Raw genomic sequence first — 15094 nt, 5'->3', positions numbered from 1 at the left:
GAATAGACTAATTTACTTCGGCAACTTCTTGATCTAAACACCAAATTTCTCACAAATGATCGCGCCTACTCTTTAAGAGAGCAAGACGATAGAAGCACACATAGAACAAAATTCTGAAAAAGGGCAAAGATGATAAAGTTAGAACGTGCACAAAAAGAAACGCTGGCAACCGCCATTCAAGATTATATGCAGGACGAACTCGATGTTGAGATTGGCCAGTTCGATAGTGAATTTCTTATTGATTTCATTACAGAAAAACTAGGGCCAATTTATTACAACAAGGGGGTGGAAGATGCAAAATCACTGGTTGAACGTAGAATGTTAGAAGTGTCCGAAGAGCTGTATGAGATAGAACAAGAAGTTAAGCTGTAAGTTTCAGTTTTATAAACGATTTAAAGTTCCTTCAAAAAATTCGAACAACTTGATAGATACGGTGCCATTGGCTGGATGTAAATGATGGTAAATAATCTGTTTCATATGACGTAAATAGGTTAATGTAGTGTTTCTTGCTCAACATTAACTTAGGAAATATATCTAGGAACTTGAGATGGATACACTGGTAAAGAATTACAACCTTACTGCACGCGTGATGCACTGGTTATCTGCGCTGTGCATTATTGGTCTATTTGCAGTGGGTTTGTGGATGGTCGACCTTAGCTATTACAGCGAATGGTATCGAACTGCGCCACATTACCATCGCTCTGTCGGTATTTTACTCGCTATTTTAACTTTGGCACGCATTGTATGGAAACATGTTACGGCGTCACCAAAGGTAGAAGGCAAACCTTACGAAGTGCTTGCTGCTAAAGCAGCGCATGGTGTTATGTACCTGCTGTTGGTCACCATCTTTGTTTCAGGTTACCTCATTTCAACGTCTGATGGACGCGGTATCGAAGTGTTTAATTGGTTTACCGTGCCAGGAGCGGGAGAGTTATTCCCAGGACAATCAGACATAGCGGGTGAAATTCACTTCTACGCAGCTTGGGCCGTCATCCTGATAGCAGGTTTGCACGCTATTGCTGCGCTAAAACACCACTTTATCGATAAAGACAACACATTAAGAAAAATGTTAGGAGCTTCAAAATGAAAAAGTCACTCTTCGCTACAGGATTAGCTATCGCTATGGCACTACCATTTGGTGCGCAAGCTGCAGATTATGTCATCGATACCAAAGGTGCTCACGCTTCAATTAACTTTAAAGTTAGTCACTTGGGTTACAGCTTCATCAAAGGTCGTTTCAATACATTTTCTGGTGACTTTTCTTTTGATGAGAACAACATTGCTGATTCAAAAGTGAATGTTGTTGTTGATACAACTAGCTTAGACTCCAACCACGCTGAACGTGACAAGCACATTCGTAGTGGTGATTTCATTGATGCTGGCAAATACAGCGAAGCGACCTTTAAAAGCACAAAAGTGGTTGATAAAGGCAATGGCAAGCTAGATGTAACTGGTGATCTAACGCTACACGGTGTTACTAAGCCTATTACTATCGAAGCTGAATTTGTTGGCGCAGGTAGTGACCCATGGGGTGGTGAGCGCGCTGGCTTCGTTGGTAACACTCGCCTTGAGCTTGCTGACTTTGATATCCCAGTAATGGGTGCTTCAAGCTATGTTGATATGGAACTTCATATCGAAGGCGTTAAGAAGTAACGAACTTCTTTTAGATACAGTAAAAGCGCTCTTCAACGAAAGAGCGCTTTTTTATTACCTCAATCACAATCGACAACATTGGCAAGCCAGTCAGTGACAGCGATTGAAAGCCAACAGACGTTGCAAGCGTTTAATGAATTACGCTGTTTCTAACTCGTTTTTTTCTACTAGGTTTAAACGCTCACCAAAAATCGGGCGTAGTGCTTTTAATACTTCAGTACGAGTAACAACACCGACCATCTGGCCATTTTCAAGTACAGGAAGTACTTGTGGCTTGCTCACTTTGATGCTTTTTGCGCGTTCTTCTAAAGATAGAGACGTCATGCGAGTGGCGATGCCCATGCTGCTCGTTGGGTACAACTGCTCTTTATCGATACATAGGAATTCGACAACATCAACGAGACGATCACCGGCATCAATTGCGACCACATCGCGGCTCATGATGTCGACGACTTTTTGGTCTTTCACCGGAATGTAGTCCTCACACCATAGTTCTACCATCACATCGTGAGCAGAGAAGAAACCAACCAATCGATTTTGTACGTCTACAACAGGTGCGCTAGTTACGTTGTTGTCAAGTAGCACATCCAGTGCGATTGCTATCGGTGTTTCTGCACTGATGGTAACTGGTTTTGGGTTCATAATGTCTTTAACAAAAGATGCGTTTTTCATGGTGAAATCCTTAACTGACGAGAGTGTTGTAGTCGTTGTGATAGAAGATATATTCGCTGCTTTTAGTTCTGGTCGGCGAAAAATACACCAGTTTGCAAGACCAACTAAAACCGCTCCGCCGACGATGTTGCCAAGCGTGACAGGAATTAAGTTAGCGGTAATAAAGTGGCCAATATTTAAGTCTGCGTACTGTGAAGCGGGCACACCGACGGAGGCCCAAAAAGACTCAGGTGCAAAATTCGCGATAACAATGCCAAGTGGAACCATAAACATGTTCGCGACACAGTGTTCAAAGCCACTGCTGACAAACATGGCCACAGGCATGATTGTCATTGCTGCTTTTGTCATTGCATTTGCAGAGCTAAACGTTAACCAAATCGCGAGGCAGACCAATAGGTTACAAAGGATGCCGAGCGCAAACGCCTGAATGAGAGTGTGATGAAGCTTGTGCTGCGCGATGTTAAGCGCATTTAACCCCCATTGACCGCTATCCATTTGATAAAGACCAGCTGCAGTAACTAGCGCAAGTAGGAACATCGCACCAATGAAGTTGCCAACGTAAACCTTGCCCCAAATAGAAAGCATTTTTCCGAACGAGATTTGCTTATTGGCCCATGAGATACTGGAAAGAACTGAGCTGGTAAATAGTTCACCGCCGCAGATCACGATGAGGATCAAGCCCATACTAAATGCTAATCCGCCAGCAAGACGGCTTAAGCCCCAACCAGCGCCAGCGCTGCCAGTAGTCACCGTGATGTAAAACAAGAACGCCAATCCAATGAACGCGCCCGCCATGATGGCAAGACTCAGTGTCATACTGCTGGTTTTGTTTGCTTTACTTAACGCAAATTTTTCCGCTTCAGCCATCATTTCTTTTGGAGAAAAGTACTGGTGATTTTGAGAGCTGGTCACCGCCATATTGACTCCTTAATTTGTAATCGCATAAAAATTCCTTGGTTATTAACTCAAAAATGAAATTGTTGTTTTTATTTAGAAGCCTCAATGACTTCAGTCTCAAAGTCATTGAGGCTTGCGGTGTTCCCGAACCGCACAGTCAGAATAAGGAGAAGGGTTTGGTAGGTAAAATTGATAATATTTAGAAACCTCATCAAATTAATTGATAACTTTATGCGGCTAGGTAAAATGAACTCTATTGCTTATTGGGGCATGTTTTTAACGATTGTGAGGGTATGAAAATACTCACCAATAATGGAGGACACTTTGCGCTACTCACTTAAGCAATTAGCGGTTTTTGACGCAGTTGCAGATACCGGCAGTGTAAGCCAGGCCGCAGAGAAACTGGCTTTGACACAATCAGCGACAAGTATGTCGCTTGCGCAATTAGAAAAAATGCTTGGCAGGCCTTTATTTGAGAGGCAAGGCAAGCAAATGGCGTTAACCCATTGGGGTATGTGGTTACGACCAAAAGCAAAACGCTTATTACAAGACGCACTGCAGATTGAAATGGGCTTTTATGAGCAACATTTGTTAAGCGGTGAGATTCGCATGGGCGCGAGTCAAACTCCGGCAGAGCATCTGGTTCCAGACCTTATCAGTATCATTGATAATGACTTTCCAGAAATGCGTATTTCCCTTGGTGTGCAGAGTACAAAAGGGGTTATTGATGGCGTATTAGATTATAAATATGATTTAGGGATCATCGAGGGGCGTTGTGACGATAACCGTTTGCACCAAGAAGTCTGGTGCCGAGACCATCTTACTGTTGTCGCTGCATCTCATCATCCTTTTGCTCGCAATCAATCTGTAAGCCTCGCGCAGTTAGAACAAGCGAAGTGGGTGTTGAGAGAGCATGGCTCTGGCACACGAAAAACATTTGATAGCTCTATTCATCATCTAATTGAAGATTTGGATGTGTGGCGAGAGTACGAGCACGTTCCGGTGTTACGCAGCTTAGTTGCTAACGGCCAGTACCTTACTTGTTTACCGTATTTAGATGTAGAGCGATATATAGAAGCGGGTCATCTTGTTGCGTTAAATGTGCCCGAGCTAAAAATGGAAAGGACACTGTCATTTATATGGCGAGCTGATATGGCAGAAAACCCACTAGTCGACTGCATTAAACGAGAAGGTCTGCGAATGATGAAAGGTAAGCCTTCGGTATTGTAAGTTACCACTCAAATAAGCTCTAGAAGTACAGCAATGCCACTCGCTTAATTGGGAGTGGCATATTTCTATGTACAGTATACTGAACTTCGAAGAACAAGCGTGATTCAGGAGCTTTTATGCACTCACTTGGTGATCCATGATTCTGCACGCCGATATTAGCTTCCTAGTCTCGTTAAAGCTTGCTGGAGTGACCTATTGGAACTATCCAACACACATCCTTTTTTACCTAGCACTAGAAATACTCATTCCCTAAATCTGTTGATTTATCGGTTGCGTCAAACTTTTAGTGCAAGTCATGAAATTGTTATAGCCTTATTGTGATCACTATCACCGATAAACAAGACTGATGTATCTAACATGTGTCCTTGATTTCAATGTATGAAGGCAGTTATTGAGCCATATGGGTACGATAATAGCCAAGCAGGTACGACTACCATGACGACACTTTTAGCTATCTCTATCACTACTGGAATTTTATCTGGCGTATGGGGTTGGATCGCCATTTCTTTAGGTTTGCTTTCTTGGGCTGGTTTTTTAGGTTGCACGAGCTACTTTGCTGCGCCAACTAGCGGATTGAAAGGACTTGGTATCAGCTTAATCACTAATATGACGGGTGTATTCTGGGCAATGGTAATTATCCACGGTTCAACTTACGTTGGTTTGGAAATTATCGGTTATGTGATTACCGCTATTGTGGCATTTTTCATGTGTATTCAAGCGAAACAGGCTTGGCTCGCGTACATTCCAGGCACTTTTATTGGTTCCTGCGCAACATTTGCCGCTGATGGAAACTGGCAACTTGTCATTCCATCTTTGCTGCTAGGTGGTGTGTTTGGTTATCTAATGAAAGCGACTGGACTTTGGTTGCATACGAAATCAAGCACTACTTCTTCTACGCTTGCTGAGCAAGCACAGTAGTGAACCCCCGATCTTATTTGTATCCACTGTGTATTGAGTTTTATCCCTCTCAATACCTTTAATCAAAATTAATGATGTTTGATACAAGCACACCAATTTGGTGTGCTTTTTTTGTATTACAAGGCAAGGTGTGAGTGTGAAATACTCTAACTCATGTATTACCGTTTGCCATGGTGACAACGCGTTTAAGTGTCCAACGCAGAAGTACAGGAATGCATTCCATACCTCTCTCTTCACAGTGAGAGACAATGGCCAAAGCTAAGTCCGGTTTTGCATGCTTTTTCAAAACACGGTTTACGACTTTTTTAGCTGGGATAGGGTGATCATGAGGAACTTTGATGATGTCCTTAAAGAAAAGTTCAAATCCATGATTGTATAGAAAATGTTCGATATCTCGATCAGGTAACTCTGTAAGTCTATGCCTTTCCTGATCATGATCGAGTTGCGCTCTCACGGCATGCGCGTACTTTTTACCTGCCGGGTCACCATCGGTAACAACATGCCAGTCGATACCGAACTCTTTTGCTACTTTGATCAGTGACTTTAGTCCTGACTGTGCAAATTCAACGATTTGAACTCCTTCCGCCGCTAAGTCATATCCGCATTGACGAGCCAATTCATGAAATAACCAAACTTCAGTTTCGCCCTCTACGAGTAACCAACACCGTGCAAACAACGCCCCTGAGCGATGAAAACGAATGTGGAAACCAATTCGGCGTAACTCATCTCTACCAAACTTGGCAGAGTTTAAGCTCTTGGCAATGGTTCGGTCTGACAAGCGAATCAAACGTCGGATTGAATAAAGTGGAACCGAGCCAAGTAACGTACCGCTGTTGGTAGTTAAAATCTTTTGCATTGGCAACAACTGCAATAATGACCACGCTCTAGCGAGATGAGTTGGGTGTAGTCGGCCTTCAGGGTCCTCGATGATCAGTATCGGTCTTGCGCAGCGTCTTAAATCGGTAGGGCCTTTTGCTTGAAGGTAAGCATTGAGAAGCCCCATTAAAAGCAAACGGCTTTGTTTATCATTTGTTTCCTTAAGGAATTGACTTAATCCTTTATCAGAGGAAGGGCTCGTATAAAAAAGACCATCACGAGGTTTTCGTGGGTTACCTTTGCTGACGCTGCGGAACGCAAAATAGTGTTCGACAAGTGTTTGCATTGAATCGAGACTACTGCGAATCTCACCCTTGTTTACGTGCCCAGGCATCGCCAATAGCCGTCGGCAGGTGTTGTTGATTCGTTTTTCAATCCGAGCATTTTTGCTGTCGCCGTTGACGTGGTTTAAATCTGGGAAGCGTCGGGAGTCTCGTAGGCGGATAACAGGGTGAAGAGTCATCAACTCTACGGCGAGTTTTTCAGAGTGGTGCAGTTTCTTCGGCTTACCGTTATGATCCAAAAATGCGTATTCAGTTTTAATATCATACTCGTCGCGAGACGCACTAATTCGATAGTAAATGACCTGCTCACCATCTTCGTTTGTGCACCATGCAGGTTTTATCCGTCGATAACGCCCAGCTTTTACTTCGTTCTTGTCTTGTGCTTTAAAGCAAACAATGATCTGCAAGTGTTGGGTTTGTGGATGAGAAATTGAGTAATCAACGTGAAAATCTTTTAGTTCGAATTGATATAATGAGCCATTAGCAGGTAGCGCGATAGAAAGGGCATCGAGCAATGATGATTTGCCCCACGTGTTCTCACCGATGAGCGTAGTGAGTTCGTCAAAAGAGAGTGAAAGGCGTTTGATGCCTCTAAACCCGGAGATTTCGATGCGTTCTAGTCTCATCTCAATCCTCCTTGCAATTATTTGAATTATAGAGAGTTATTTTGCTACTCCTAAGCATATATTAATTCGAAATATTGGAGTTAAGCTCAGTTCACAAAATTACGAGAGCCCCTTACTGAATAGAGACCGCAACAAGCGACGCTTGCTTTCAAAAGTAGTGTAGATAGCATCGTGATCACTTAAACATGAAATCAAAAAATCACAGTTTCATAAAATTCATGATTCTGTCATGATTCACTTCTTATTATTATAAGGAATGAAAAGAGAGAAGATGAAGATGAATAACAATCATAAGCCAGTGAGAATCAAACTGGCACACATCAATGACACACATTCCTACTTTGAGCCAACGTCATTACAGTTAAAGCTTAAGATCAACAAAGAACTCACGCTAGAGCCATACGTGAGTGCTGGCGGGTTTTCTCGCATCGCAACCCGAGTAGAGCAGCTACGAGACGACGCGCAACGTCAAGGGCATGGGATGTTATTTCTCCATGCTGGAGACTGTTTCCAAGGCACACTTTATTTCTCATTATTTAAAGGTAAAGCCAACGCCGATTTGTTGAATGCGTTAAAGATTGATGCGATGGCGTTAGGCAACCATGAACTGGATATGGGTAATGAACCTGTTGCCTTATTCTGTCAACGCACTCAGTTTCCATTGCTTGCTGGTAACTGGGATCTATCAAATGAATCGCTTCAAAAGCCTCACCGAGTCAGCGATAGCAACAATGTGTATAGCTATCAAACGGAGACACAAAGCGCACAATACATCGTCAAAGAGTTTCATGGTGAGCAGGTTGCGATTTTCGGATTATCCATTGATAAAATGAGCGATATCGCGAACCCAGATGTAGATACGCCATTTAAGTCTGCAATTGAAACCGCTAAGGCGACCGTAAAACAAATTCACTCCTCTGGTATTAAAAATATCATTCTTCTGAGCCACTTAGGTTATGAAGGTGATTTAGAGTTGGCTGAACAAGTTGAGGGGATTGGTATTATTGTTGGTGGACATAGCCACCGACTGCAAGGCGATTTCTCATCAATAGGTTTAGGGCAAGATGACCCTTATGGTGTCAAAGTAAAAGATACCTATGTTGTGCAAGCGGGCTTTCATGCTTTGACTATGGGGCACTGCGTCATTGAATTTGATGAAAACGGCAAAGCAACCATGCTGAGTGGTCAAAATGAACTGTTACTTGGCCGACGTATTTTTTGGGACTCGACACTAAATCAACAGCTTGACCAAGGCGTATTCGAAACCGCGTGTGACTTTATCCATGGTCAACCAAATGTGGTGGTCTGTAAGAAACACCCAGAGACTCAAGCGATCCTAAGTGATAAATACATCCCTCGGGTAAGACAGTTACAGTCACAAGTCATTGCTAGTATTGACACCAAAAAGCGTCATGTGCGAATCCCAGATGAGTTTGGTGAGAGCGAGCTGGCTTCTTCTGTTGCTCGTTCATTTTTGTACAGCCTAAATAAACGCGGGCATGAAGTTCAATTTGCGATTCATAATGCGGGGGGCGTGCGAACATCATTGAATCCTGGCAACATCACAGTGGCAGATATTGCCGGACGGTTGTTGCCTTTTGCCGTTCCGATCGGCTTTTACGACGTAAAAGGCAGTGCTATTCGTCGAGCACTTGAAGGCGCCATAAACAATGCACTCAACAATGATGTGGAAGGTACTGGCTCTGGCAGTTATCCATACACTTACAATTTAAACTTTGAGTACCGAGCTGATGCCCCTAAAGGTGAAAGAATTCAGTCATTAGCAATTTTTGATGGTCAACAATGGGTCGACGTTCAAGACGACACCTGGTATCGAGGCACTTCCTCCGCTTATACCATGAAAGGGAAAGAAGGTTACGATGCGCTACTGGAGATGAAAGGCGAGGGGCGTGTAACCAACTTATCCATGGCAGACTGTTTTATTGAACTTCTGACCGATGAGCCAAACTGCTTGAATCAAAGTCACAAACTTTATACACAGCAACACAGGTAGTAGATATTGGTATCGATTTTGCTGTCTTTCAATTGCTACATGCGATGATGAGGGTGGCAGTATGTGGAATAAAGATTGGACAGATACGGCAGTGGTGGTTGCTTGGGTCGCAATTTGGTCAACGTTAGTTTACTTTGTACCTTTGAGCGGCTTTTGAATTGCTAATAACACGGAAGTTAGGAAAGGAGCAGTTATGCTCCTTTTTTTGTGTCTATGTTCTCAGAGACATCGCTCCGACTCTTAAATGTATCACCTTGAGTCACTTGCTGATCTTTACATCTAACAAAAGTTCACGTGGTTGAACCAATTCCTTTGTTTTTTTATTTCTTTCTGATTTTTAATAAGAATTTTATTTCGATTGGACAAAGCTTTTTTGTTGGAAAGCGTTACATTCGGCGTTATCATTGCGGCGTTTGGGGAGTAGTTAGCGCAAGTTTACTTATCGTCATCTCGTTAAGCATCAGCTTATCCGGTAAGTAAAGGTGTTGCGTGATTCATCCACGCCGACACTTCAACGAGACCAACGCATTCATTGACTGGCAGCACATGATTACTATGTGACTGCTTGTTGTTATTGTCTGCGGAAGGTCACCAAACTCATGTCCTTCCGCCATGGGAGGAAGCATGTCTCTTATCGAAAGTACCACCCAATTGAGCCAATCGGCACCACTTCAAGAGTCATTAGCGATGTATGGCGCTTTTGGTCTTTTTACACTTGCTCTTGTTGCGCTTGATATCTATCAAACGCGTGGTGGCGTTATAACAATGAAAAAAGCCATCCTTTGGAGTGTTTTTTGGTTCTTACTTGCCTTTGTTTTTGCAGGTTCTATCTATTTATTCTGGGACTTTTACGCACCGCACAGCTCTTATACGAACGATAAAGCAACGGTTTCATTCTTAACAGGCTACTTACTAGAGAAGTCGCTAAGCGTGGATAACTTGTTTGTGTTTGCCATCATCTTTGCACAATACAGTGTGCCGGAGCATTTGCGTCCGCGAGCGCTGCTTTGGGGCGTGATTGGTGCGTTAGTTCTACGGGCTATCATGATTGCGGTTGGTGCTCAGTTACTTGCGCAGTACCACTGGGTGTTGTACCTCTTTGCCGCATTCCTTATTTGGACAGGTATTAAGCTTGCTCGCGACAAAGGTGAAGCAGAAGAGGTTAACCCATACCCTGAGCAGTTTATTCGCAGAATATTGCCAGTTACGGATGATTACCAAGGAAATCACTTAATCTTAAAGCAAGCTGGTAAGTGGGTGGCAACACCAATGCTGATCGTAGTCGGTGTAATTGCAGTGATGGACGTAATGTTTGCACTGGATTCTATACCTGCCATATTCGCGGTAACACGAGAGCCATTTTTAGTCTTAGCCGCGAACGTGTTTGCACTGTTGGGTTTGCGATCTTTGTACTTTGTTCTGCAAGCGATGTTAGACAAGTTTGTGTACTTAAAACCAGCATTATCGGTGATCATGATGTTTATCGGTGTAAAGATGTTATTGGTGGGAACAGAGTATGAGATTCCGACAACGTGGTCACTCACATTCTTAATCGTTGTGATGACATCAGCGGTTGTGGCATCGCTCCTCAAAAATAAGTCGAACAGTCGCTCTAGCGTTAAAATTACTAATCAAAAAATATAAGTAAAGCGCTAAAAATAAAATAAATAACGAAACTTAATGTTAAAAATATGTTGTTAGTCGTGATGACTTTATGCAGGTAACGTTAAGTTATTCAACATAATTAGACAGTTTATGACTATTTATGCTGTTATTATTCATTTGTATTTTCGATGTTTGTAATGGACTTGTTTTATTAGATAATCTAATCCGAATGGGTAAAATTTGTCATTTCTTAAACAATAAGAAACTGACTAATATACAACCAACAAAACAGACTACTGCTTTAAAGAGAGGCAATCATGGCACAAGCAATGCAAATGACAAATGTAGCTTTACCAACCTCTATGGATAAGAAAACCTACGCGGTTAACTTCAAAGGACTGATTGCTCACTTACTAGACATTCTATTCGTAGATAATACTGCACCACGCAGTTACTATGCGGAAGATTTGTCAGCTCACATTCAAAAAGATATCGGTATGTACCGTTAATCTTGAAATAATGAATGAAAATACCGGCTTATAAGCCGGTATTTTTTTAGCTGCTCAAACGCGAATAACGGAGCTAGAACTCTATACAGAGTCAATACCGGAGTAGAGGAGCTTATTCCAAATTGGTGTTCATTAGAAATGAAAACGGGGCACCAATAGTGCCCCGTTTTGACTTGTAGAGTAATACGATATTACTTCTTACGGCAGTATTCTGCGATCACGTACATTGACTGACCGCCATTTGCCTTGCCCGAAACTAGTTTCGGATCATCACCAAGGCTGATGCCACGGATCACTGTGCCTTGTTTGATTACTTGGTTAGTGCCTTTAACTGGTAGGTCTTTGATTACCGTTACATCGTCACCTTTCTTAAGTTCAGTGCCGTTGCAATCCAGCGTTTTGTCATCATCAGACATACCCTTCATCGCCCAGTTCATTTGCTCTTCATCCATGTACATCATGTCAAGAGCATCTTGAGCCCAGCTTTCAGAGTTTAGGCGAGTGAGTTGGCGCCATGCTGTCACTTGTACTGCAGGAACCTGGCTCCACATGCTTTCGTTTAGACAACGCCAGTGGTTAATGTCTTTTGGCTCATCGATCTCACCCAGACACTTATCACAAACCATGATAGCAGTATCAACGGTCACGTTACCGTGAGGTGGGACAGCGTATGCTGTTAGTTGAGATTCAGAAGAACACAGTTCACATTTTGACTCGCAGCGCGCAAGCAGAGTAGCTTCAATAGACATAAGGACTCACCTTAGTAATGTTATTTTGTGGCGGTATTATCCACTTTATCCTGAGAAATAAAAGGGTGTTAGCGAATTAAAGCCGAGATTTTACAATATTCCAACCTGATTAGGGTGAAGATGTAAAATATTCGCTAAACAAATAATACCTGTATATAAGAAAACGCATTGATTGTTTTGGGTGATGAATTGGTTGCTTCATTTCTTGAGGAAGTTAGAGGTTCGTTGTGAGTATTAACTGCGCTCAGAAGTATGGGGAGAGCCCTCTAAATACATAGAGGGCATATTGCTAGCGTTCAATAATCTGCACAATTTGATCTTTTGAAATGCTCATTTCTTTCCCATCCATGTCTTCATACTCGTACATACCCGTTTCTTCGTTAAGGTCTGGTTTTCCGTAAGAAGTAATAATTTTCCCTTCATTTGTCGACATAAGATATTGGCTACTTCCGCATGCAGCAAGAAGTAAAGCAGTGGCCACTATAGTGAATATGCGCATAGAGTTTTCCTTTCAAACAAGTAAGTTAGGTACGGCACCGATTTAACTATAGCAAAGGATATACGGGACGGTTTTTATGATAGAGAACGAAAAAGCCCAGTCGAAACTGGGCTTTGGTAAGAGAGGTAATACGATTACTTCAGAACGGAAGTATTAGTCACACTCGTTAAAGTGTCATCCATTAAGAAGTCTGTGTTTTCCATTTGCATCTCAACGTGATGGTCAATATCAGACAGAGTGCCATTTGGCGAAGCAAAAGTACTGTGCGATGCAGCAGCATTAAACTGTACAAAGCTCGCAGTTGCATTCACAGTAGTGTCCGTACTGTTCACAGTCTTCAACCCTAGCTTATTAGCAAGCGGTTCAGTACCCGCGAATGGTGCATTTGGAACGCTGTTTGGCACTGTGCTATCACCCTCAACCTCGGTCATCAAGAATGGTGTCGTTAGTGAACCAGAAGCGACCAAATCTGAGGCGTTTGTGAACGGGTCGACTGTATCTAGCGTTGTTTGTGCTGCATAGATAAATTGTGAGAAACCAGCTTCTAGCGCTGCTACTTGAGCTTCCGTTGCCGCAGCCTCAAATGCTTCGTAACATGTTTTATCTTCTAGATCCGCACATGATGCATCAGCGTAATTCGCATAGTCTTTTGATGCTGCATAAGCGAGGTTATGTTTGATCTGAGGACCGTAATTGTCTGAACCTAGTAACAAATTACCAATTTGTCCACCAGAGTTCTGTACTGATGCAGAGCTAAAGGTGTACAGCGCATCCGCAGTAGGGCTGCCCAATGTATTGTTTGCTGCTGCGACGGCAGATGTAGCTACAATACCGCCAAGTGAATGACCTAGCATTTTGACTTTTGAACCCGTCATTGGGTTGAAGCCTTGCAGAGGACCTCCAGCTAAAAGACCGCCTTGCGCCGATACTACCAAGCTAGCGCGCAAACCTAACACATCCAGAACACTTTGACGTAGATTGTCACGCGCAACGGCTAAGTTGGAAAGATTTAGATAAGCCAGTACATTCGCATTTGCGGAACGTTGTTCATCTAAGCTGCGCGTACCGTGAATAGGTAAGTCAATAGCAATAACAGCCACACCTGCTTTTACCATATTGAACGCGAACGCGTACGCATTCTCTTTCGCTGAAGTGATGCCGTGTTGATAAATCACAACGTCGGTCGCGACGCCAGATTTAGGTGTGAAGACCAGTACTTCGACATCTTCTACCGATTTAACGACTGGAACTGGGGAGTAGCGAGTCACAATACGTTCACTGTCGAGTTGGGTACCATCGCTTAATGTGAGTTTAGCACCCACCAGTTTTAGCTGCTCTGTAGGATCGGTTGCGAGCTTTGTCACGTCAACAGGGTTATTTGCGAAAACGCCAGTTGATAGCTGCTGAACCATGTTCGCTTGCTCGTTCGGATCCGCCAGTGCTGCACTTAGCTTCGCTAGGCTTGGCATCGCAGATACCATTGGCTGCATGTTCCAGTTTGCCCCTTTTTCTAGATAATGAGGCAGTCTGACCACACCTTGAGTCACATTTACATCGGAACCTGACTTCGCATAAAGGCCTTTAATTGCCGTTTTTGCCGCGTCTAGGTCACTAACGTACTTACTAAAGTTATCGTCAGCGTCTAGCGCAGTGCTAAAGTCTTGGGTTGCACCAAGTGTCATTGTGTAGGCTGTTGATAAATCTACTGAACCTTCGTTCGCATCGTTTTTGTAAACGGCGTTTAGTGTATTTGCACCCGTTGAGAAACCGGTTGCCGTTACACCTTTAACCGCCGCCAAAGTGTCACCTACAGACTGAGTGCTGAACCATGAGGAGTAAACGATGTCGTCAGGGTTTACTTTGGCGATACCAAAAATGCCTTCTACCGCTTGTGTCACCGCTTGAATAGAAGCAAGAGCACCAGTTTCATAAACGATTTCTTTCGATTTACCTGTCGCGTAACTGGCTGATGTACCGATTGGCTCACCATTCACGTCAGTAACATCTTGTGTTACTGCAAAAATGTACTCGCTTGACTCATCAAGCGCATCCATGAACTGGATATATAGAGAGTTGCCTTTTGCTTGAACAACGTAGTCTTGGTTCTGAACGAGAACGTCTTCGATTGGATTAGACTTACCATCCCACTCGGTTAAACGTTGATTAATCTTGATGACTTTAATACCAGACGGCAGCATACCCGTTGCAAAACCATCGCCTTTAAAGTTCAGAACGATTGGCATAGACGTTGACCATCCATCCATCGTATTCATCGAGGCTCTAGGGTTGGTTAAGGCATCATCACCGTCAGTTGGCAGACCAAGCGTGCCATCTGTTGTGTCCATTAATAAGTAAGAGGGCGCAGGTACATCCGCATTCGCCCCTTGAAGCGTAAAGCTGATAGATGTTCCACGGTCGAGCAGTGCTTGGACTTCATCTTCAAATTGAACTTTGTCGGAAGTACCAGAGCTTGATGTATTGTCACCACAACCAGCAAGAAGGATTGCAGAACAAAGCATTGATAATTTAAACGTGTGTTTCATTGGTTTACTCCGTAATCCC

The 15094-nt window shown here is 43.1% G+C and carries 13 protein-coding genes; 8 read left to right on the top strand and 5 right to left on the bottom strand.

The annotated features are described in order from the left end of the window. The first annotated feature begins 129 nt into the window (after nucleotides 1-129). From NB463_RS10500 to NB463_RS10490, 3 genes are all read left to right on the top strand, one after another. Entirely contained in the window at nucleotides 130-372 is a 243-nt protein-coding gene (locus NB463_RS10500) for a DUF2164 domain-containing protein (RefSeq protein ID WP_005395529.1), read from the top strand. A gap of 175 nt (nucleotides 373-547) precedes the next feature. Continuing rightward, a complete protein-coding gene (locus NB463_RS10495; RefSeq protein ID WP_012842319.1) occupies nucleotides 548-1087 on the top strand; it encodes a cytochrome b in 540 nt (179 codons plus the stop codon). Then, entirely contained in the window at nucleotides 1084-1653 is a 570-nt protein-coding gene (locus tag NB463_RS10490; RefSeq protein ID WP_005395526.1) for a YceI family protein, read from the top strand. The genes NB463_RS10495 and NB463_RS10490 overlap by 4 nt, the downstream gene beginning before the upstream one ends. A gap of 138 nt (nucleotides 1654-1791) precedes the next feature. On the opposite strand, the gene focA is transcribed toward NB463_RS10490, so the two are convergent. Next, on the bottom strand, nucleotides 1792-3243 hold the full coding sequence (focA, locus tag NB463_RS10485; protein ID WP_012842317.1) for a formate transporter FocA: 1452 nt from the start codon (nucleotides 3241-3243) through the stop codon (nucleotides 1792-1794). A gap of 303 nt (nucleotides 3244-3546) precedes the next feature. Between focA and NB463_RS10480 the strand changes: the two genes are divergently transcribed. Beyond that, nucleotides 3547-4452 (top strand): LysR substrate-binding domain-containing protein, encoded by a 906-nt coding sequence (locus tag NB463_RS10480; protein ID WP_005395522.1) that lies wholly within the window; start codon nucleotides 3547-3549, stop codon nucleotides 4450-4452. A gap of 435 nt (nucleotides 4453-4887) precedes the next feature. Then, nucleotides 4888-5370: a DUF1097 domain-containing protein gene (locus tag NB463_RS10475; protein ID WP_005395520.1), complete on the top strand. Its 483-nt coding sequence runs from the start codon at nucleotides 4888-4890 to the stop codon at nucleotides 5368-5370. Between the two features lie 151 nt (nucleotides 5371-5521). Here NB463_RS10475 and NB463_RS10470 read toward each other — a convergent pair whose 3' ends face one another. Then, nucleotides 5522-7156, bottom strand: a complete 1635-nt coding sequence (locus NB463_RS10470; RefSeq protein WP_012842315.1) for an ATP-dependent endonuclease — start codon at nucleotides 7154-7156, stop codon at nucleotides 5522-5524. Between the two features lie 271 nt (nucleotides 7157-7427). On the opposite strand from NB463_RS10470, the gene NB463_RS10465 reads away from it, so the two are divergent. From NB463_RS10465 to NB463_RS10455, 3 genes are all read left to right on the top strand, one after another. Then, nucleotides 7428-9170, top strand: a complete 1743-nt coding sequence (locus NB463_RS10465) for a bifunctional metallophosphatase/5'-nucleotidase (protein ID WP_182018552.1) — start codon at nucleotides 7428-7430, stop codon at nucleotides 9168-9170. Between the two features lie 624 nt (nucleotides 9171-9794). Further along, a complete protein-coding gene (locus tag NB463_RS10460) occupies nucleotides 9795-10814 on the top strand; it encodes a TerC family protein (protein ID WP_104970688.1) in 1020 nt (339 codons plus the stop codon). A 278-nt stretch (nucleotides 10815-11092) separates the two neighbouring features. Further along, entirely contained in the window at nucleotides 11093-11284 is a 192-nt protein-coding gene (locus NB463_RS10455; protein WP_005376351.1) for a hypothetical protein, read from the top strand. Between the two features lie 191 nt (nucleotides 11285-11475). Here the strand turns inward: NB463_RS10455 and NB463_RS10450 are convergent, their stop codons facing one another. The 3 genes from NB463_RS10450 to NB463_RS10440 all read right to left on the bottom strand — a co-directional run bounded on the left by NB463_RS10450 (nucleotide 11476) and on the right by NB463_RS10440 (nucleotide 15075). Beyond that, nucleotides 11476-12033 (bottom strand): alkylphosphonate utilization protein, encoded by a 558-nt coding sequence (locus NB463_RS10450; protein ID WP_258431156.1) that lies wholly within the window; start codon nucleotides 12031-12033, stop codon nucleotides 11476-11478. Nucleotides 12034-12322: 289 nt separating this feature from the next. Continuing rightward, nucleotides 12323-12532: a YgdI/YgdR family lipoprotein gene (locus NB463_RS10445; protein WP_005395509.1), complete on the bottom strand. Its 210-nt coding sequence runs from the start codon at nucleotides 12530-12532 to the stop codon at nucleotides 12323-12325. Nucleotides 12533-12666: 134 nt separating this feature from the next. Continuing rightward, nucleotides 12667-15075: a VolA/Pla-1 family phospholipase gene (locus NB463_RS10440; RefSeq protein WP_258431155.1), complete on the bottom strand. Its 2409-nt coding sequence runs from the start codon at nucleotides 15073-15075 to the stop codon at nucleotides 12667-12669. Nucleotides 15076-15094: the final 19 nt, after the last annotated feature.

Origin of the sequence: Vibrio sp. RM-41-2B, assembly GCF_024744415.1 — a bacterium.
GTDB lineage: Bacteria > Pseudomonadota > Gammaproteobacteria > Enterobacterales > Vibrionaceae > Vibrio > Vibrio diabolicus.
This window is presented reverse-complemented; position numbering and strand designations above follow the sequence as displayed.

Excerpts from the sequence above, each read along its gene's own strand:
- NB463_RS10500 (WP_005395529.1), top strand. The coding sequence starts at position 130 with ATGATAAAGTTAGAACGTGCACAAAAAGAAACGCTGGCAACCGCCATT.
- NB463_RS10495 (WP_012842319.1), top strand. The coding sequence starts at position 548 with ATGGATACACTGGTAAAGAATTACAACCTTACTGCACGCGTGATGCAC.
- NB463_RS10490 (WP_005395526.1), top strand. The coding sequence starts at position 1,084 with ATGAAAAAGTCACTCTTCGCTACAGGATTAGCTATCGCTATGGCACTA.
- focA (WP_012842317.1), bottom strand. The coding sequence starts at position 3,243 with ATGGCGGTGACCAGCTCTCAAAATCACCAGTACTTTTCTCCAAAAGAA.
- NB463_RS10475 (WP_005395520.1), top strand. The coding sequence starts at position 4,888 with ATGACGACACTTTTAGCTATCTCTATCACTACTGGAATTTTATCTGGC.
- NB463_RS10470 (WP_012842315.1), bottom strand. The coding sequence starts at position 7,156 with ATGAGACTAGAACGCATCGAAATCTCCGGGTTTAGAGGCATCAAACGC.
- NB463_RS10465 (WP_182018552.1), top strand. The coding sequence starts at position 7,428 with ATGAAGATGAATAACAATCATAAGCCAGTGAGAATCAAACTGGCACAC.
- NB463_RS10460 (WP_104970688.1), top strand. The coding sequence starts at position 9,795 with ATGTCTCTTATCGAAAGTACCACCCAATTGAGCCAATCGGCACCACTT.
- NB463_RS10455 (WP_005376351.1), top strand. The coding sequence starts at position 11,093 with ATGGCACAAGCAATGCAAATGACAAATGTAGCTTTACCAACCTCTATG.
- NB463_RS10450 (WP_258431156.1), bottom strand. The coding sequence starts at position 12,033 with ATGTCTATTGAAGCTACTCTGCTTGCGCGCTGCGAGTCAAAATGTGAA.
- NB463_RS10445 (WP_005395509.1), bottom strand. The coding sequence starts at position 12,532 with ATGCGCATATTCACTATAGTGGCCACTGCTTTACTTCTTGCTGCATGC.
- NB463_RS10440 (WP_258431155.1), bottom strand. The coding sequence starts at position 15,075 with ATGAAACACACGTTTAAATTATCAATGCTTTGTTCTGCAATCCTTCTT.